The sequence below is a fragment of the Flavobacterium sp. genome (assembly GCF_041911335.1).
Lineage (GTDB): Bacteria > Bacteroidota > Bacteroidia > Flavobacteriales > Flavobacteriaceae > Flavobacterium.
In genome coordinates this window covers 24,860-42,698 of sequence record NZ_JAYRPD010000061.1, presented here as the reverse complement: position 1 = coordinate 42,698, position 17,839 = coordinate 24,860, and the positions used below count along the sequence as shown (strand labels likewise).

Annotated in this window: 17 protein-coding genes; 12 read left to right on the top strand and 5 right to left on the bottom strand. The window is 33.4% G+C overall.

Going from position 1 to position 17,839, the window contains the following annotated elements:
* Nucleotides 1–200 precede the first annotated feature (200 nt).
* From ACE3PD_RS10445 to rlmD, 5 genes are all read right to left on the bottom strand, one after another.
* Nucleotides 201–977: a polysaccharide deacetylase family protein gene (locus ACE3PD_RS10445; RefSeq protein ID WP_374402210.1), complete on the bottom strand. Its 777-nt coding sequence runs from the start codon at nt 975–977 to the stop codon at nt 201–203.
* Between the two features lie 92 nt (nt 978–1,069).
* Nucleotides 1,070–2,812 (bottom strand): tyrosine-type recombinase/integrase, encoded by a 1,743-nt coding sequence (locus ACE3PD_RS10440; RefSeq protein WP_374402208.1) that lies wholly within the window; start codon nt 2,810–2,812, stop codon nt 1,070–1,072.
* 604 nt (nt 2,813–3,416) lie between these two features.
* A complete protein-coding gene (locus ACE3PD_RS10435) occupies nt 3,417–4,124 on the bottom strand; it encodes a DUF6048 family protein (RefSeq protein WP_374402206.1) in 708 nt (235 codons plus the stop codon).
* Complete coding sequence (locus ACE3PD_RS10430; protein ID WP_374402204.1) at nt 4,105–4,635, bottom strand: DUF6452 family protein; 531 nt, start codon at nt 4,633–4,635, stop codon at nt 4,105–4,107. Before ACE3PD_RS10430 ends, ACE3PD_RS10435 begins: the two co-directional genes overlap by 20 nt.
* A 2-nt stretch (nt 4,636–4,637) precedes the next feature.
* Nucleotides 4,638–6,050 carry a 23S rRNA (uracil(1939)-C(5))-methyltransferase RlmD gene (gene rlmD / locus ACE3PD_RS10425; protein ID WP_374402202.1) on the bottom strand — a complete coding sequence of 471 codons (1,413 nt, stop codon included), beginning with the start codon at nt 6,048–6,050 and terminating at the stop codon, nt 4,638–4,640.
* 122 nt (nt 6,051–6,172) lie between these two features.
* Here rlmD and ACE3PD_RS10420 point away from each other — a divergent pair, with 122 nt between their 5' ends.
* The 12 genes from ACE3PD_RS10420 to ACE3PD_RS10365 all read left to right on the top strand — a co-directional run bounded on the left by ACE3PD_RS10420 (nt 6,173) and on the right by ACE3PD_RS10365 (nt 17,743).
* Entirely contained in the window at nt 6,173–6,871 is a 699-nt protein-coding gene (locus tag ACE3PD_RS10420; protein ID WP_374402200.1) for a DUF1003 domain-containing protein, read from the top strand.
* Between the two features lie 29 nt (nt 6,872–6,900).
* Complete coding sequence (locus tag ACE3PD_RS10415) at nt 6,901–7,440, top strand: DUF1697 domain-containing protein (RefSeq protein ID WP_374402197.1); 540 nt, start codon at nt 6,901–6,903, stop codon at nt 7,438–7,440.
* 243 nt (nt 7,441–7,683) lie between these two features.
* Entirely contained in the window at nt 7,684–8,964 is a 1,281-nt protein-coding gene (rocD, locus tag ACE3PD_RS10410) for an ornithine--oxo-acid transaminase (protein WP_374402195.1), read from the top strand.
* Nucleotides 8,965–9,062: 98 nt separating this feature from the next.
* Nucleotides 9,063–9,836 carry an OmpA family protein gene (locus ACE3PD_RS10405; RefSeq protein WP_374402193.1) on the top strand — a complete coding sequence of 258 codons (774 nt, stop codon included), beginning with the start codon at nt 9,063–9,065 and terminating at the stop codon, nt 9,834–9,836.
* A gap of 124 nt (nt 9,837–9,960) precedes the next feature.
* Nucleotides 9,961–10,854, top strand: coding sequence for an OmpA family protein (locus ACE3PD_RS10400; RefSeq protein ID WP_374402191.1), 894 nt, complete (start codon nt 9,961–9,963; stop codon nt 10,852–10,854).
* A 42-nt stretch (nt 10,855–10,896) separates the two neighbouring features.
* Nucleotides 10,897–11,718, top strand: coding sequence for an OmpA family protein (locus tag ACE3PD_RS10395; protein ID WP_374402189.1), 822 nt, complete (start codon nt 10,897–10,899; stop codon nt 11,716–11,718).
* The gene (locus ACE3PD_RS10390) at nt 11,718–12,164 is read left to right on the top strand and encodes a hypothetical protein (RefSeq protein WP_374402187.1); all 447 of its coding nucleotides are present in this window, start codon (nt 11,718–11,720) and stop codon (nt 12,162–12,164) included. The genes ACE3PD_RS10395 and ACE3PD_RS10390 overlap by 1 nt, the downstream gene beginning before the upstream one ends.
* A 75-nt stretch (nt 12,165–12,239) precedes the next feature.
* Nucleotides 12,240–13,418, top strand: coding sequence for an AIR synthase related protein (locus ACE3PD_RS10385; RefSeq protein WP_374402185.1), 1,179 nt, complete (start codon nt 12,240–12,242; stop codon nt 13,416–13,418).
* Between the two features lie 72 nt (nt 13,419–13,490).
* On the top strand, nt 13,491–15,023 hold the full coding sequence (gene guaA / locus ACE3PD_RS10380) for a glutamine-hydrolyzing GMP synthase (protein WP_374402183.1): 1,533 nt from the start codon (nt 13,491–13,493) through the stop codon (nt 15,021–15,023).
* Nucleotides 15,024–15,136: 113 nt separating this feature from the next.
* A complete protein-coding gene (locus tag ACE3PD_RS10375; protein WP_374402181.1) occupies nt 15,137–17,023 on the top strand; it encodes a LysM peptidoglycan-binding domain-containing protein in 1,887 nt (628 codons plus the stop codon).
* Nucleotides 17,023–17,427, top strand: a complete 405-nt coding sequence (locus tag ACE3PD_RS10370; protein WP_374402179.1) for an OsmC family protein — start codon at nt 17,023–17,025, stop codon at nt 17,425–17,427. The genes ACE3PD_RS10375 and ACE3PD_RS10370 overlap by 1 nt, the downstream gene beginning before the upstream one ends.
* A gap of 88 nt (nt 17,428–17,515) precedes the next feature.
* A complete protein-coding gene (locus tag ACE3PD_RS10365) occupies nt 17,516–17,743 on the top strand; it encodes a DUF3820 family protein (protein ID WP_291108712.1) in 228 nt (75 codons plus the stop codon).
* Nucleotides 17,744–17,839: the final 96 nt, after the last annotated feature.

Below are 17,839 nucleotides of genomic sequence, written 5' to 3'. Positions count from 1 at the left end.
ATAGGAGAGAAGCTATCGGCGTAAGTTCGGAAAATATGTTGCACACAACGTTCCCAGGCTTTACGTCTGTTGCGGACTAAAGAAGCCGTAACTTTCGATTTTGCACTGACTTCAGTGATACAAAATAAACTTTAAATTAAGCCCGAAACCCGCAATAGCGTAAAACCTGTGTTGGCAGATGCCTTTTTTGTGTTGTCGTTTTAGATACTATTTTGTAGATTGTATAATTCGGATATTTTGTAGAATTTCATATTATTACTTTTAACATAGTTACAAATTTCAATTAGAGTTTGGTATTCCGTTTCATAATTATTTTGAAAAGTCGGAACTGGTTTGTGAGCATAAAATATTACGATTTTATTATTATTTTTTGCATATTCTAAAAGTGATAAAAAATAAGAAATACTGAAATGTGAATAATTTTTGTCAATTCCTAAACCAAAAACAAGATTGTTGTTATTGTAATAACAATTTTGAGAAGCTGGATTTGCGTTTCCATATGTTGTTCCGCGAACTATTTCAAATCGATTTAGTAGCAAATTGTCAGTTGTTGTATTTCTTGCACCATAAGGATATGCAAATGATGTAGTTGACAAATCATTATTATTCATTAAAGTTTCCATTGGAATAATTTCCTGATTTAAATATTCGGCGGTTCCGTTTGCTGAAATAAAATTAGGAGCGTTTAAATGATTTAATCCGTGTCCACCAATTTCGTGTCCGTCAATTTTTAAATCTTTTAGCTTTTGTATTTTAGCTGTAGATAACTGATTAAATTTAGTTACAAAAAATGTTGCTTTCCAATCGTAAGGTTCTAAAACATTATTTACTTCAAACCACTCGTCAACATAATCATCATCAAAAGAGATTACAACTCCAGATTGTAAATTTGATTGTTGATTTGGAATATCGTCATTTTCACTACACGAAAATAACACTATGCTTAAAACTAATAAAAGTATTTTTTTTGTTTTCAAATTTCTGTTCTTTTTGCGTTCTGTTTTTTTTCCAAGGTTTCTGCCAACTAGTAAATATCATCAAATATATACAACTTTTTTTAACTTTAAAACTATTCATCAAGTTTTTGCTTACCTTTTATGTCAACCATGCGATCTAAAGGACTCTGTATTCTATCAACAGCAGTTTTTGTTAAATGTGTATAAACAGTCGTGGTTTTTATGCTCGAATGCCCTAAAAATTGCTGAATGTAGCGGATATCCGTCCCGTTTTCTAATAAATGAGTCGCAAAACTATGACGCAACGTATGCACCGTAGCCTTCTTCTCTAAACCCGATAATTTTATTGCATTCCGCATCACTTGTTGCACGCTTCCAGTACTGTAAGGCTCACCCGCAAACTGACCCTCAAAAACATAATGTTTACCCTTATAAAGTTCTCTATAAAGCTGCAAAGAAGTAACAATAGAGTAGGGCAACATTACCATTCTATCTTTTTTACCCTTAGCATTCTTAACATGAATCTTGTGTTCCTCAAATAAAATATCACTCCATTTTAAACTCACAATCTCACTCACACGCAAGCCAGCACCATAACCTATCAACAACAAAAGCTTGTGTTTCGGATTATCTACAACTTTAAAAATCTGCAAACATTCCTCCATAGTCAATACAACAGGCAACTTTTTCTCCTTCTTTGGTCGTGGAAGCACAAAACTATAGTCAACTTTCAATAAAACTTGCTGATAATAAAATTGAACCCCATTCACCATACTATGTCCACTTGTGGCAGACAAACCACGCTCCATCAAAGAGCCTAAAAAACGAATAATTTCCTCCCTAGTAATCTCCTCAGGATTTCGAAACTCAAAAAAGCGTAAAAATTGAATAAAAGCACCACAATACGTTCGCAAGGTCGAACTACTATAATTCAAAGCCAATAAAGTATCAATCATCTTACTTAAATAACTTTGAGCTTGCTCTGGAACCAAGTCCAGTAAGCTTTTCTTCGTTTTAGATAAGTCCAATTGTTTTTTATTAGGCAAATTTCGTTTATCCAAATAATTCTTCGGAAGCAAAGCGGTAATCGTAATGCTAGAAGATTCAAACTGTAAATGCAAAGAATCCATCACAACAGGCGCAGCCGGAAGCAAATAACACCCCTTAATCTTACTGTAGCGAGCCATCGAAAAACGCTTTAATTTCTCATGAACCGCAACCATTTTAGGAACATGAACTTCCATCCAAGCTGCATCTTCTAAATGAGGCAAAACCCTAATTTCTCCCTTACCAACAAACGAATCTTTAACAAAATAGTCCGTACCAAAAAACTCAGAAACGCCTAAAACCTTTTCCACTTCATGCTTCACAACTTCATTTCTAAAAACCATATAGCTTTTATAATTTCCGTTCCAATAAACCCCTTTAGTTTTCAAAAGTTGTTTACTAATTTCATGATGAAAATGCATCTTAAAAACCCAATATTTACCAATACTTGGCAACAATTGTAACTTCAATTTATCCGAAGTTAGCAAAGTTGATTTATGTTCAGGATTACTCACAGAAGAGCCTAACTGAAGTGCGCTTGAAGAAGCTATGGGTGAAAGGTCACGGTTATCAACACCGGTCACCATATTAGGAATAGAAGATTCAGTAACCACCACTAAATCCGGAAAATGAGAACGCAACAAATGATAAGAAGCCTTAGAATAATCCAAATACCAACACCTACGAGAACCACTATAAGTAGCACCCAAACGTTTTAAAATGGCAATAATTTCAAAATCCTTATCAAAAAACACCCCAATGCGATAAGCACCATGGTGAAAAATCTTCTCAATACGTACACTCTTCATGGCAAACACAAAATTTAAATGGCTTATAATGATACAAATATACAAAATAAATATATAAACCCAAAAACTCCCATATTGTCAATTCGAGCGAAGTCGAGAACTGTAGTACCGATTTTCCACCACCGTCACTTCAAGTATTTTGTAACAGTAAAGCCAAAGATTTACTATTGCAAAATGTATCAAGAACTGTAGAACCAAAACAACTCCACACCCTGTCAATTCGAGCGAAGTCGAGAACTCATCATATCAATTCTAAATCCTGTCAAGTCCAGCGAAGTCAAGACAGCCACAAAAAAAATATAGAATTTCAGAAACTCCAATATTGTCAATTCGAGCGAAGTCGAGACAAAAGCAATATCCAGTAAAAAAAGATTATAGATACTAGGAAGATTCTAAGTACATAAATAGTATATATAGCATAGATATAGCACTGATATAGCATAGATAAAGCATAGATAAAGTATAGATAAAGTATAGATAGTGTATGCGGAGTGTATGCCAGAAGTATGGATACTACATAGATGAAGTATGCCAAAAGTATATTGTAGCTTTCTAAAAGTAGTACAAACATAAAAAAAGCGTCACTTTCGTAACGCTTCATTTCTTATTTTTTCTCCGTTGTGGTTTTATTTTTCTTGTAAATTGGAATAAAATAACTCAATGAGTAATTAAATCCTGCTCCAAATTTTCCATCATACGTTCGGTTATACCCTGGTATAAAAAGATTGTCAAAATTATCTGGTTTTTTATTGGAAACCAAATAGTTTAATCGTACCGAGAATCCTAAATACACATTGCTAAACAACTCCGCTTTAATACCTCCGACAACTTCTAACCAACTCGCTGTTAAACCATCAAACTCTTCTCCTGAAATAACAACGTTTTCTCCATAATAATTGGTAGGGTCATAGATTTTATAACTATTCAAGGTGTGGCTAAAACTACTAACTCCATAACGCATTCCTACGTAAATCATGTTTTCCATGTCGAGCCAGTTTTCAAACGAATTGTAATCAAAACCCACTTTAAAGTAAGAACCTTTTGTGGTAAAGTTTAAGCGGTCGTCGTCAACCGTTTTATCTTCGTTTCCTAGTTCTCCAGCGATGTAAAACTTTTTAGTTAAGCGGTAATCTCCTACTACTTCAAAACCTCTATAGTCTTTTTCGTAAAATGAACGCGCAATTTTGTGTAAATCAGCACCTAAACGTAATCCGTAGCTTTCAGGATACATAACTTTTGCAGTGTCTTTAGTTTGTGCATTTCCTAGTAATGAAACACACAATAAGCTCAGACTAAAAATAAATCTTAACATGTATTTCATTTTCGGTTTCAATATTAGGTTGGTTTACTATGATGTTTTGAATCCAATATCCCGAAACAGGAAAACTATTCGGATTATTATCTGTTAAATTAAAAATTGTTTTGTAACCACAAGCACGTGAAATATAAATATCCTCTTTATCATATGTAAATGAAATTACATCATTATTTTCAGTAGCATCGCCGTAATTGAATTTAAAATCAAACTCAGAAATATTAGCGAATGTTTTCAACGGAATCGCAATTTTATTTCCATTGGTTAAAAAACGTGCTGGACTTGTTTCTGGTAGATTTTCATTAAAAACTACACCTTCACCTGTTCCGAATTCTTCAACCCTAAGATTCGTAACATTTTTCAAAACCGTAGGATTGGCAGCATCGTAAAACTCTATAATTACTCTTGGTGTAGTTGGAGTTCCTTCGGCACAAATATCATCTTTTTCACAATTCCAAAAGGAGAATGCTAAAAGCAAGGATAGGGTTATTAAAACTATTTTTTTCATATTTATCTTTTTTCTAAAAGAACCACGTTTTCTACATGATGCGTTTGCGGAAACATATCTACAGGACGTACACGAACTACCTTGTATTTTTCGTCCATCAAAGCCAAATCACGAGCTTGTGTTGCTGAATTACAACTTACATACACAATTTTTGGTACATCTGTTTTTAATAACATTTCTACCACATCTTTATGCATTCCGTCACGTGGTGGATCGGTGATGATAACGTCTGGTTTTCCGTGTTGGTTGATGAATTCGTCGTTGAAAACGTTTTTCATATCCCCAACATAAAACTCACAATTCGTAATGTTATTGCGTTCGGCATTTGCTTTTGCATCAATAATGGCTTCAGGTACGGCTTCAACACCAATTACTTTTTTCGCTTTTTTCGATACGAATTGCGCAATAGTTCCCGTTCCGGTGTATAAATCGTAAACCGTTTCGTTTCCAGTTAAACCTGCAAATTCTCTTGTAATTTTGTATAATTCATATGCTTGGTCCGAATTGGTTTGATAGAACGATTTCGCATTAATACTAAAATGCAAGCCTTCCATTTCTTCCAAAATATAATCGCGACCTTTAAACAAAATAATGTCTTGGTCATACAACGTATCATTCAATTTCTGATTGATAACATATTGCAACGACGTAATTTGTGGAAAACGCTCTGCCAAGAAATTCATCATCAATTCGATACCGTTTTTATCATTTTCAAAGAATTGAATCAATACCATGATTTCTCCAGTTGAAGCGGTACGAATCATCAACGTTCGCAACAAACCTTCCACAGCTCTAGCATTGAAGAACGTTAGGTTGTTTTCGTTAGCAAATCGTTTAATTTCGTTACGAATTTCGTTAGATGGATCTTCTTGTAAATGACATTTATCAATATCTAAAATCTTATCCCACATTCTTGGGATATGAAATCCCAACGCATTTTTATTGTCAAATTCAGCTCCCGATTGAATTTCGGCATCCGTCATCCAACGCGCATTCGAGAAACCAAATTCCATTTTATTTCTGTAGAATAATTGCTTTTCGGAACCTAAAATAGGCTCGAATTCTGGCAATTCAATTTTACCAATTCGCTTTAAATTATTATAAACTTCCTGATTTTTATAGAACAATTGTTGGCTGTACTTCATGTTTTGCCATTTGCAACCACCACAAGCACCAAAATGCTCGCAAACAGGTTCAATTCTATGTTCTGAAAATTCATGGATTTTTATAGCTTTACCTTGGTAGTAGGCTTTTCTTTTCTTCATCGTTTGCACGTCTACCACATCGCCGGGTACTACATTTGGAAGAAATATTACTTTTCCATCAGGAGCTTTAGCTACCGATACACCTTTTGCACCTGCATCAAGGATTTTTACGTTTTCGAATACGATTTTTTCTGTTCTCTTTTTTCCCATGAGACAAAAATAAGAATTGTTCAGTGGATTTGATAGGTTTTTTTTGATTTCTACTATTTTTAAAATCAATTTAATAGAATGCAACGGTTTAAATTGTAAATTAGCAGAAATGTTTTTGAATTATGAGTAACAATACAACGTTTAAAAGTGCTATTTCAAATATCGAATTTCCTGAGCATGATAGAGTTTCTGGGAAAACAATTCGAACTTCCATTTTAAACCTAATTTTAGAAGATTTTCCCGATTTTGATGTGAATGATTCTATTGCTGTACAAGAATTGAATGTGTATCGTGAAAAATACATCTCTAAATTTTTACAAACCGAAATTAGTCAGTTATCAAAATTAGAAAAAGATGTAGTTCGATCTTTAGGCGATGATACTTCTTTTGTAGCCAAAGTTGAAGAGGAAGTTGATACTCGAAATTATGGTCAAATTGTAGCGGATAAAGTGGCGGCTTTTGGAGGAAGTTGGACCTTTATTATTGCTTTTTTTATTTTCATTTCCATTTGGATTGGTTCCAATGTAATTATATTTACGAACAAAGAATTCGATCCTTATCCCTTCATTTTATTGAACTTGATTTTATCATGTGTGGCAGCATTGCAAGCGCCGGTCATTATGATGAGCCAAAACCGTCAGGAAGAAAAAGACCGTGAACGCGCTAAGAAAGATTACATGATTAATTTAAAATCAGAACTAGAAATTCGAATGTTAGATGATAAAATTGATCATTTGGTAATGCACCAACAACAAGAGTTAATCGAAATTCAAAAAGTGCAAATCGAAATGATGAACGATATTTTGAACCGAATGAAATAGAACTCCTATTTTTGCACCAAATTATTACTATGAAAACCCACTTAGCTTTACTTCGCGGAATTAACGTTTCCGGTCACAATATGATTAAAATGGATGTTTTGAAAACGCTTTTAGAAAATGCAGGATTTCAAAATGTTCGCACTTATATCCAGTCAGGAAACGTTTTTGTAGATTCAGAAGAAGAACACGGTGCGAGTGTTGGGTTTAAAATCAAACAAGAAATTTTCAAAGAATTAGGTTTGGAAGTTCCTGTTGTAGTTATTAGTAAAGAAGATTTGGAAGCGTGTTTTAAGAATAATCCTTATCTAAAAGAAAAAGAGTGTGATACTAAGAAATTGTATGTGGCCTTTCTTTCAAAAGAATTGCAAGGAAGTGCCATAAACGATTTAAAAATAAGTCAATTCAAACGCGATGAAGCAGCAATAGATAAAAGCAGAATCTACATCAAATACGCTGTAGGAGCCGGAAAAACAAGATTAGACCAAAAATATATCGAGAAAAAATTAAACGTTGTTGCCACAATTAGAAATTGGAATACGGTTACGACGTTGTTAGAAATGTTTGGATAGTGATTAGTTTCTGAAAATTGAACTTGAATTTGATTTTTGAATTTGATTTTGAACTTGAATTTGAACTTGAATTTGAATTTGCCCTTGATTTTTGTACTTGAACTTGCCCTTGAATTTGAACTTGCCCTTGATTTTTGAATTTAACTTTGAACTTTCCCTTGATTTTTGTATTTTTGGCAACTATATGGTTGATTTCTCACCACTAAGAAGGAATTGCGATGTAACAATCAATAACAAAATTTTATGTCAGTTTTAGAAAAAATGAGTTCGGCTGAAGCTATTGCATTAGAAGACAAACACGGTGCACACAATTATCATCCACTACCAGTAGTATTAAGTAGAGGAGAAGGAGTTTATGTTTGGGATGTTGAAGGAAAAAAATATTACGATTTTCTTTCAGCTTATTCTGCTGTTAATCAAGGTCATTGCCATCCTAAAATTGTAGGAGCAATGGTGCAACAAGCGCAAACATTAACCTTAACATCAAGAGCGTTTTACAATGATAAATTAGGAGTTTACGAGCAATTTGTAACCAACTATTTTGGATTTGACAAAGTATTGCCCATGAACACAGGAGCTGAAGCAGTAGAAACGGCTTTGAAATTGTGTAGAAAATGGGCTTACGAGCAAAAAGGAATTAATGAAAATGAAGCGCAAATTATAGTTTGTGATGGTAACTTCCACGGAAGAACCACAACAATTATTTCGTTTTCAAACGACGAGAATGCACGTAAAAACTTCGGGCCATATACGGCTGGTTTTATTAGCATTCCTTATGACGATATTGATGCTTTAGAAAAAGCAATTGCATCATCAAAAAATATTGCAGGATTTTTAGTAGAACCTATTCAAGGTGAAGCTGGTGTTTATACGCCATCAGAAGATTTTATAAAAAGAGCTAAAGCAATCTGTCAAGCCAATAACGTTTTATTCATTGCTGACGAAGTACAAACAGGAATTGCAAGAACGGGTTCGTTATTAGCGGTTTGTGGAAATTGTACTTGTGAAGCAAAATGTGAAAAACAAGAAACGTATACCCAACCTGATATTTTAATTTTAGGAAAAGCATTATCAGGCGGTGCTTATCCAGTTTCTGCGGTTTTGGCAAATGATAGCATTATGAATGTTATCAAACCAGGACAACATGGTTCTACATTCGGAGGAAATCCAGTAGCGGCTGCAGTTGCTATGGCTGCTTTAGAAGTAGTTTCTGAAGAAAACTTGGCTCAAAACGCTAGAAAATTAGGAAAAATCTTCCGTGAGGAATTAGGTAAATTTATCGAAACTTCAAACATTGCTACTTTAGTAAGAGGAAAAGGATTACTAAATGCAGTTGTTATCAACGATACTGAAGAAAGCGATACCGCTTGGAATATTTGTGTTCGTTTAGCAGAAAACGGTTTATTAGCAAAACCAACACACGGAAACATCATTCGTTTTGCTCCGCCTTTAGTTATGAACGAAGAACAATTGAGAGATTGTGTAGCTATTATTATTAATACTTTGAAAGAGTTCGAGAAATAAATAATTTCTTAGTAAATATAAATCCCGATGAAAGTCGGGATTTTTTATTTTACATACTTATTTGTTACTTTATGCGTTTTGTATTAAAAATAACAGTTATGCTTAGATTTTTTCTTTGCTTTTTTCTGCTTTCTACAGTGGCATTTTCCCAAGCTAAATTTACGGTGTATTTTGATACCGATTCACATCAGTTAACTCCTCCAGAATTAACTCGATTAGATGTTTTTCTGAAAAATAAAGATTTGAAATTTCTCAAAATAATTGGATTTTGCGATTACCGAGCAACTAATGCTTACAATGATACTTTAGCACTCAACAGAGCTAATTACGTGTATCATATTATAGAAAAAGTTACCAACCAAAAGCAAATTGAAATTGAAAGCAAAGGAGAAAATTTCATACAAAGCTCAGATTTAAAACTAAATCGAAAAGTAGAGATTTTCTATGAAGAATTAGAAACAGATAAGACGCTCCCAAAAGACGATAAGAAAAATTTATCGCAACAAGTGTCAACAGCAAAAGTAGGTGATAAATTAATTCTAAAGAATTTACATTTCTACAATCGTTCCGGAATTTTTGTTCCTGAATCGCGTCCTATTTTAGAAGAATTATTGAAAATCATGTTAGCAAATCCTAATCTAAAAATCGAAATTCAAGGGCATATTTGTTGTCAAATAGGAACCGATGTAGAAGATACAGCAAAAGTTAGAGCTTTAGCAGTATATAATTATCTGATAAATAATGGAATTAATAAAAACCGTTTGAGTTATAAAAGTTTTGGTAGTTCGAAACCAATTCATATCATTCCAGAAAATAATGAAGACGAGCGAAACGAAAATAGGAGAGTAGAAATTCAAATCATTGCCAATTAAGTTTAAAATAATTTTTTTTAATGTATTGTAAATTAATCTGTTAAGTAAAATAAAAAGTTCTTTTTCTGAATAAGTTTTTTTAATACTTTTATTTTTTTATATTCGTTACATTAAAATACCCTAAATGAAATACGTATTACTGCTGTTTGGACTACTACTTTCAGCACAAGAAAAAGCGAGTTTTTATTTTGATTTTGATCAAGATACGTTTAACCCAAAGCAAAACGAATTGTTTATGTCTTGGTTAAACAAAGCCGAAAACCGCGAAATTCTGGTAATCAACGGATATTGTGATTGGTACGGAACCTATGAATATAACGATACTTTAGCTTACAAACGAATTCATACGGTTCATGAACAACTGAAAACAAAAACAAATTCATCCCTATTTTTTAGCGAAGATTTAAAAATTAAAGGTTTTGGAGAACGAGTTCAAACCCGAAAAGAAAGACGTTATAACAGAAGAGTTGACGTTTTTTACAAGGTAATTCCAAACAAAACAATAGTTGAGAAACCCTTGGTTTACGACGATCCAGTAGTTTATACAGGACAAAAAATTTCGGAGGATCCAATGCCAATCAATGAAATTGATACCGAATTACAACCCGTTGACCCAGAAGAATTAGTGCATCTTGAAGCAATTCCAAATCGGTACACGAATGCAAAAGTAGGAGATAAGTTGGTGATGAAAAACCTCTATTTTTATGACCGTTCCGGAATTTTCGTACCCGAATCGTTACCCGTTATGGAAGAACTTTTAGCATTTATGGTAAGTAATCCGAAAGCAAAAATCGAAATTCAAGGTCATATTTGCTGTCAATTAGGCGAAGATCCAGAAGATATTGCGTTAATTCGTGCTATTGCGGTTCATAATTATTTGGTTGCCAACGATATTGATGATAGTAGATTACAGTATAAAAGTTTTGGAAGTACACAACCCATTCACAAAATACCAGAAAAAAACGAAAAAGAAAGAAACGAAAATCGTAGAGTAGAAATACTTATCTTAGAGAATTAATTTTTGGCATAGTCTTTCGACCTATTTTACAAACATGATTTCATGAAATATTTTTTTTCCTATATAGTATTTGTATTGTTTCAAATGACATTGGCGCAAGAACAAGCGGTGTTTTATTTTGATAACAATAAGTTTGAATTGAACAAAACAGAAGCGGCTAAACTTCAAAAATGGATTGTTGAAAATGCAACTTCAAAAATTCTTTCTATTACAGGTTCTACAGACGAAGTAGGGACTTCGGGTTATAATGATACTTTATCTCAAAAACGTGTGAGTCATATTTTCAATCAAATTAAAGGAAAAGTTAACATCAGACCCGATTTTAAAAGTATTTCTCTTGGCGAAAAAGGTGCCACTTCCACTAATAAAGCTGAAAACAGAAAAGCTATTATTCATTATTTATTAGAGAAAGATTTAGATAAAGAAGATGAGGTTTTAGGAATAAAAGAAGCCGAACCAGAAGTAATAATTCCAGATGATGCACCATTAGCTGAAAAAGTAAAATTGGCAAAAGTTGGAACAAAAATCACTTTAAAAAATATCACTTTTTATCAAAATACTTTCGCAACAATGCCTGAATCGCAAGGAACTTTGTATGATTTGTTGTTTGTAATGCAAAATAATCCTGAGCTAATAATCGAAATTCAAGGTCATATTTGTTGTATTGATAAAGATTACCGAAATTTGTCTACCGATAGAGCAAAACAAATTAAGCGTTTTCTCGTTTATAATGGTATTCAAGATTATCGAGTAAAAACAAAAGGATTTGGAATTTCGCAACCGATTTATCCTATTCCAGAAGCAACGCCTGAGCAAGCCGCAGCAAATCGTAGGGTAGAAATTGAAATTTTAAGTAAAAAATAATGAGAAACAGAATAACTTTATTTTTGGTAGTATTAACAATTTCATTAGTTAGTTGTAACGATGAGTGTAATGAAGGTGAAAAAGCTACTCCAGCTTCTTTCTTTGTTGAGATTATTGATGAAACTTCAGGAGAAAATGTATTTGAAAATGAAATGTATACTTCGCAACAGATTACCATTCAAGATATAGATGAAGTTGCAATTCCGTATGAATTTATAGAAAGTTCAAATATTATTCAAATATTTCCATCAGTTGTAAATCCAACAGGAAATTCGTTCATAATTAAACTAAATAACGAAACAACCTTACAAATGGATGAAATTGATGTCAATTACGATGTTTCGTCTAGCGCAGGAGAATGTTTTACAACTTTTAAAATTGAGAATATTTTGTTTCCAAATAATACATCAGAATTGGTTGAAAGTGTTCATGTTATAAAAATTTAACAAATTCTAAATTCATACTTCTAAATTCTAAATTTTAGAACTATCTTTGCGCCACAACAACAACACACTACATACATGAGTTCTGATACGAGCAAACGCTACAATTTAAGAGGAGTTTCGGCTTCTAAAGAAGATGTGCACCAAGCTATCAAAAACATAGACAAAGGCTTATTTCCACAAGCATTTTGTAAAATCATCCCCGATTATTTAACTAACGACGACCAATATTGCATCATTATGCATGCGGATGGCGCAGGAACAAAATCTTCCTTAGCCTACATGTATTGGAAAGAAACAGGCGATATTTCGGTTTGGAAAGGAATTGCTCAAGATGCCTTAATCATGAATATCGATGATTTATTATGCGTTGGAGCAACGGATAACATTTTACTTTCATCAACCATTGGAAGAAATAAAAATCTAATTCCAGGAGAAGTCATTTCAGCCATCATCAACGGAACAGAAGAGTTAATTACAGAATTAAAAAATCACGGAGTTACGATTCACTCAACTGGAGGCGAAACTGCAGATGTAGGCGATTTAGTTCGTACAATCATAGTAGATTCAACCGTTACAGCTCGTATGAAACGTACGGATGTGATTGATAATGCGAATATTCAAGCAGGTGATGTAATTGTAGGATTGGCTTCTTTTGGACAAGCAACTTACGAAAAAGAATACAATGGTGGAATGGGGAGCAACGGCTTAACTTCGGCTCGTCATGATGTTTTTGCGAAATATTTAGCGGAGAAATATCCAGAAAGTTTTGATGCTTCAGTTCCAAATGAATTAGTGTATTCAGGTCAAACGAAATTAACGGATTCAGTTGAAAATAGTCCAATTGACGCCGGAAAATTAGTGCTTTCTCCAACGAGAACGTATGCTCCTGTTATCAAAAAGATTTTATCAAAATACAATTCAAATCAAATTCACGGAATGGTTCATTGCTCTGGTGGGGCACAAACAAAAGTGCTTCACTTCGTAGAAAACGTTCACGTGATTAAAGATAATTTATTTCCAGTACCACCATTGTTCCAATTAATTCAAGAACAATCAAAAACCGATTGGAAAGAAATGTACCAAGTTTTCAATTGTGGTCACCGCATGGAATTATACGTTTCAGCAGAAGTAGCACAAGACATTATCGAAATTTCAAAATCCTTCAACATCGATGCACAAATCGTTGGAAGAGTAGAGAAGTCAGATAGTAAGAAATTAACAATTACATCGGAATACGGAACGTTTGAATATTAATCTGTAGAGACAAGTCATGACTTGTCTTTCTGTTTTTAATGAAATTAAAATTTACAACACAACAACAATAAAATGCAACACAACGTATTAATTTTAGATTTCGGTTCGCAATACACCCAATTAATTGCCCGAAGAGTAAGAGAATTAAACATTTTCTGCGAGATTTTTCCATTCGATAAAATTCCAGCAGATTTATCATCATACAAAGCCGTAATCTTAGGCGGAAGTCCATGCTCAGTTCGTTCTGAAGAAGCGCTTCATCCAGATTTATCACAAATCAGAGGAAAATTGCCTTTATTGGCAGTTTGTTACGGCGCACAATATTTAGCGCATTTTTCAGGTGGAGAAGTAGCCGCTTCAAACACTAGAGAATACGGAAGAGCGAATTTGTCTTACATCAAAGAAAACGAAGTGTTTTTAGAAGGTGTTTCTGAAAACAGTCAAGTTTGGATGAGTCATTCGGATTCAATCAAAAAACTTCCGACAAATGGAGTCATGATTGCGAGTACTAAAGACGTTGAAAATGCAGCTTATAAAATCGAAGGCGAAACGACTTATGCTATCCAATTTCATCCAGAAGTTTATCATTCAACAGATGGAAAACAAATGTTGGAAAACTTCTTAGTGAAAATTGCAAAAGTGCCTCAAAATTTTACGCCAAATGCTTTCGTTGAAGAAGTAGTTGCCGAAATGAAAGCTAAAATCGGAAACGACAAAGTAGTTTTAGGACTTTCTGGTGGTGTAGATTCAACTGTAGCAGCAGTTTTATTGAATAAAGCAATCGGTGAAAACTTATATTGTATTTTCGTAAATAACGGATTATTACGTAAAAATGAGTTCCAAAATGTACTAAATCAGTACAAAGGAATGGGCTTAAATGTAAAAGGAGTGGATGCTTCGGCACGCTTTTTGGATGCATTAGCTGGGTTAGATGATCCAGAAGCAAAACGTAAAGCCATTGGAAAAGCGTTCATTGAAGTTTTTGATGATGAAGCACACCAATTAACCGATGTAAAATGGTTAGGTCAAGGTACGATTTATCCGGATGTTATTGAATCAGTTTCAGCCACTGGCGGACCTTCGGCAACAATTAAATCGCATCATAACGTAGGTGGATTACCTGATTTTATGAAATTGCAAGTGGTAGAACCTTTGCGTATGTTATTCAAAGATGAAGTTCGTAGAGTAGGTAGAAGTTTAGGAATCGACGAAGAATTATTAGGTCGTCATCCTTTCCCTGGACCAGGATTAGCGATTCGTATTTTAGGTGATATTACGCCAGAAAAAGTAGCTATTTTGCAAGAAGTAGATGCGGTTTTCATCAACGGATTAAAAGAACACGGATTATACGATAAAGTATGGCAAGCAGGAGCCATATTGTTACCGGTAAATAGTGTTGGAGTAATGGGTGATGAGCGCACTTACGAAAAAGTGGTTGCCTTACGCGCAGTAGAATCTACAGATGGAATGACAGCAGATTGGGTACATTTACCGTATGAGTTTTTAATGAAAATTTCTAATGAAATTATAAATAACGTTAGAGGTGTAAACCGAGTGGTGTATGACATCAGTTCGAAACCGCCTGCAACGATAGAATGGGAATAAAATAAATTTTTCAAATTCAACATATAAATTTCAATAGCAATTATTTTTATTCTATTTTTACAATATAAATTGCTATTGAAATTTTTGTTTAGTATTGTTTTTAAATTAAGATTATGATAAAAAGAGTTGTTTTTCTTTTCAGTTTGATTTTTCTTTTCGCTTTGCCAGTTCAATCTCAGATTAAGCATGTAGTAGCTAAAGGAGAAACCGTTTTTCAAATCGCAAAAAAATATGAGGTAACGCCTTTCGATATTTACCGATTAAATCCAGATGCGAAAAATGGAGTTAAAGAAAATACTACATTGCTAATTCCAAATGGATCTGTTAATAAGTCAATTACACATGTAGTAGGCGAAAAAGAAACCCTTTTTGGAATTGCAAAAAAATACAATGTTTCAGTTGCTGATTTAGAAACTTGGAATAAAGCCACACTTCAAAACGGCTTGAAGAAAGGACAAGAAATTTTTGTTTCAAAACCATCTGCTGCCGATTTAAAATCAGTTTCAACTCCTTTTGTTTCAAAACCTAAACCAGTTTCAAATGTAACAACTCACTTAGTAGAAGCAAAAGAAACAAAATATGGAATTGCAACCAAATATGGCTTAACGGTTACCGAATTAGAACAACTAAATCCACAAATTGTAAGTGGGTTAAATATTGGACAAACCTTAATTTTAAAACCAGGAGTTCAAATTAAAAAGCCTTCGAATGTAACCTTAGTTAATTATGAAGTGCAACCAAAAGAAACGCTTTACAGTCTTTCTAAAAAGTTTAATATTGCTCAAGGTGAATTAATCACGTTAAATCCAGATTTACAAGATGGCTTAAAAATAGGAATGATTTTAAAAGTTCCTTCAAACGGAACTGTGATTTCGAAAGTAAAAGATTCAGTTTTAGTAGCTAAAAACAAAGTGAATTTATTGGCTACTGTAGATAAATCAAAACAAAAAAACTTAGTATTGTTATTACCGTTTAACATTAATAAAATTGAAACAGATTCGGTTAAAACCAAGACAGAACAATTAAAAACGAATAAATTCTTAAATCTTACTTTAGATTTTTACGCTGGAGCACTTATGGCGATTGATTCGGCTAAAGTGTTAGGTTTGCCAGTAAATGTTAAGGTTTACGATGTGGAAAGCACTAAATATTCATCAAATGTGGCTTCTATTATTTCAAAAAATGATTTTGAAAATGTAGATGCAGTTGTGGGACCTTTCCAAAATTCAGTAGTTGAAACAACGGCACAATTACTAACAAAATATAATACTCCAGTAATTTCTCCCCTTTCAAAAGAACGTGGATTGCCATTGTCAAATTTATACTACACTGTTCCTTCTGAAGATCTTTTACGTGCTTCAATGTTTGATTATTTCAAATCGAAAAACGGAAATGTGGTTGCGATTATTAGTGCTAAAAAAACGACTTCGAAAGATTTTATAACAGCGAATCACCCTGAAGTTAAACATGCTTTGTTTAATGATAAAGGCGCTTTAGATGTGGCACTTTTGAAAACGCAATTGGTTAAAGGACAAAAGAATTTCGTTTTAATGGAAATTGAAAAAGCAAGTACAATTATTAGTATTACTAATATTTTAAAAGGATTACAAAAAGAATACGATATTCAATTGGCGGTTTTCGAATTGTATGATGCGTTGAATTTTGAGGAAATTCCAATGAAAAATTTAACTGATTTAAAATTGTTATTTCCATCGGCAACTAAAGTAGCTTCAACTCCAGAAGAGAAGATTTTTGAGAAACAATTCAAAAAAATCAACAATATTTATCCAAACGCTGCAGCTAAAAAAGGTTTTGATGTTACGTTTGATGCGATGTTGCGTATTTGCCAACCAGAAGGTTTTGTAAAATCTTCAGCAACAACCAAAACAGAATACATTGAAAACGCATTTGATTATAATTCGAGTAACGGATTAATTTCAAACAACGCGACGTATTTATTGTATTACGACAGTGATTTAACGATTAAACAAGCACAATAATGGCAACTTCAAAAGTGACCTACTTAGGTGATTTACGCACCTCTTCGATACATTTACAATCGGGTTCTGAAATTATTTCGGATGCACCACTAGATAACAACGGAAAAGGAGAAGCATTCTCACCAACCGACACTGTTGCCAATGGATTAGCAAGTTGCATTTTCACCGTTATGGGTATCAAAGCACGAGATTTAGAAGTAGATTTTTCAGGTTCCACCGCAGAAGTAACCAAAATCATGGGAACCGAACCAAGAAGAATCACAGAAATTCACGTAACCTTTAATTTCTCCATCAATCCTGACGAAAAAACAAAAACTATTTTGGAAAGAACAGCCATGACTTGTCCTGTTTTTTATAGTTTGCATCCTGAGATTAAAAAGGAGATTGTTTTTAATTGGAAGTAAATAGATAAAAGAATAAAGATAAAGAGAAAAGAAAGTAGACCATTTTAAAAAGTCTTTTTTCTTTTCTCTTTTTTCTATCCTCTAAAAAATGACTAACCACGAACTCCTCATCAAACTCGCACATACTAAAATGCCATTTGGCAAATACGAAGGCTATTACTTAATAGATCTTCCGGAGTATTATGTGGTTTGGTATGCCAATAAAGGTTTCCCAAAAGGACAATTAGGCGAACAATTAAAATTGGTACACGAACTCAAGCTAAACGGCTTAGAAGAACTGGTTCGAAACATCCGCAGAAACTTTCCAAAAAAATAAAATATTTTTGCCACAGATTAAAGAATTTTCACTGATTAATCTGTGCTAATCTTTGTAATCCGTGGCTATAAAATTTCGTATTACAATATATTTTGT

Coding starts and splice junctions, on each gene's coding strand:
- ACE3PD_RS10440 (WP_374402208.1), bottom strand. CDS start 2,812: ATGAAGAGTGTACGTATTGAGAAGATTTTTCACCATGGTGCTTATCGC.
- ACE3PD_RS10435 (WP_374402206.1), bottom strand. CDS start 4,124: ATGTTAAGATTTATTTTTAGTCTGAGCTTATTGTGTGTTTCATTACTA.
- ACE3PD_RS10430 (WP_374402204.1), bottom strand. CDS start 4,635: ATGAAAAAAATAGTTTTAATAACCCTATCCTTGCTTTTAGCATTCTCC.
- rlmD (WP_374402202.1), bottom strand. CDS start 6,050: ATGGGAAAAAAGAGAACAGAAAAAATCGTATTCGAAAACGTAAAAATC.
- ACE3PD_RS10420 (WP_374402200.1), top strand. CDS start 6,173: ATGAGTAACAATACAACGTTTAAAAGTGCTATTTCAAATATCGAATTT.
- ACE3PD_RS10415 (WP_374402197.1), top strand. CDS start 6,901: ATGAAAACCCACTTAGCTTTACTTCGCGGAATTAACGTTTCCGGTCAC.
- rocD (WP_374402195.1), top strand. CDS start 7,684: ATGTCAGTTTTAGAAAAAATGAGTTCGGCTGAAGCTATTGCATTAGAA.
- ACE3PD_RS10405 (WP_374402193.1), top strand. CDS start 9,063: ATGCTTAGATTTTTTCTTTGCTTTTTTCTGCTTTCTACAGTGGCATTT.
- ACE3PD_RS10400 (WP_374402191.1), top strand. CDS start 9,961: ATGAAATACGTATTACTGCTGTTTGGACTACTACTTTCAGCACAAGAA.
- ACE3PD_RS10395 (WP_374402189.1), top strand. CDS start 10,897: ATGAAATATTTTTTTTCCTATATAGTATTTGTATTGTTTCAAATGACA.
- ACE3PD_RS10390 (WP_374402187.1), top strand. CDS start 11,718: ATGAGAAACAGAATAACTTTATTTTTGGTAGTATTAACAATTTCATTA.
- ACE3PD_RS10385 (WP_374402185.1), top strand. CDS start 12,240: ATGAGTTCTGATACGAGCAAACGCTACAATTTAAGAGGAGTTTCGGCT.
- guaA (WP_374402183.1), top strand. CDS start 13,491: ATGCAACACAACGTATTAATTTTAGATTTCGGTTCGCAATACACCCAA.
- ACE3PD_RS10375 (WP_374402181.1), top strand. CDS start 15,137: ATGATAAAAAGAGTTGTTTTTCTTTTCAGTTTGATTTTTCTTTTCGCT.
- ACE3PD_RS10370 (WP_374402179.1), top strand. CDS start 17,023: ATGGCAACTTCAAAAGTGACCTACTTAGGTGATTTACGCACCTCTTCG.
- ACE3PD_RS10365 (WP_291108712.1), top strand. CDS start 17,516: ATGACTAACCACGAACTCCTCATCAAACTCGCACATACTAAAATGCCA.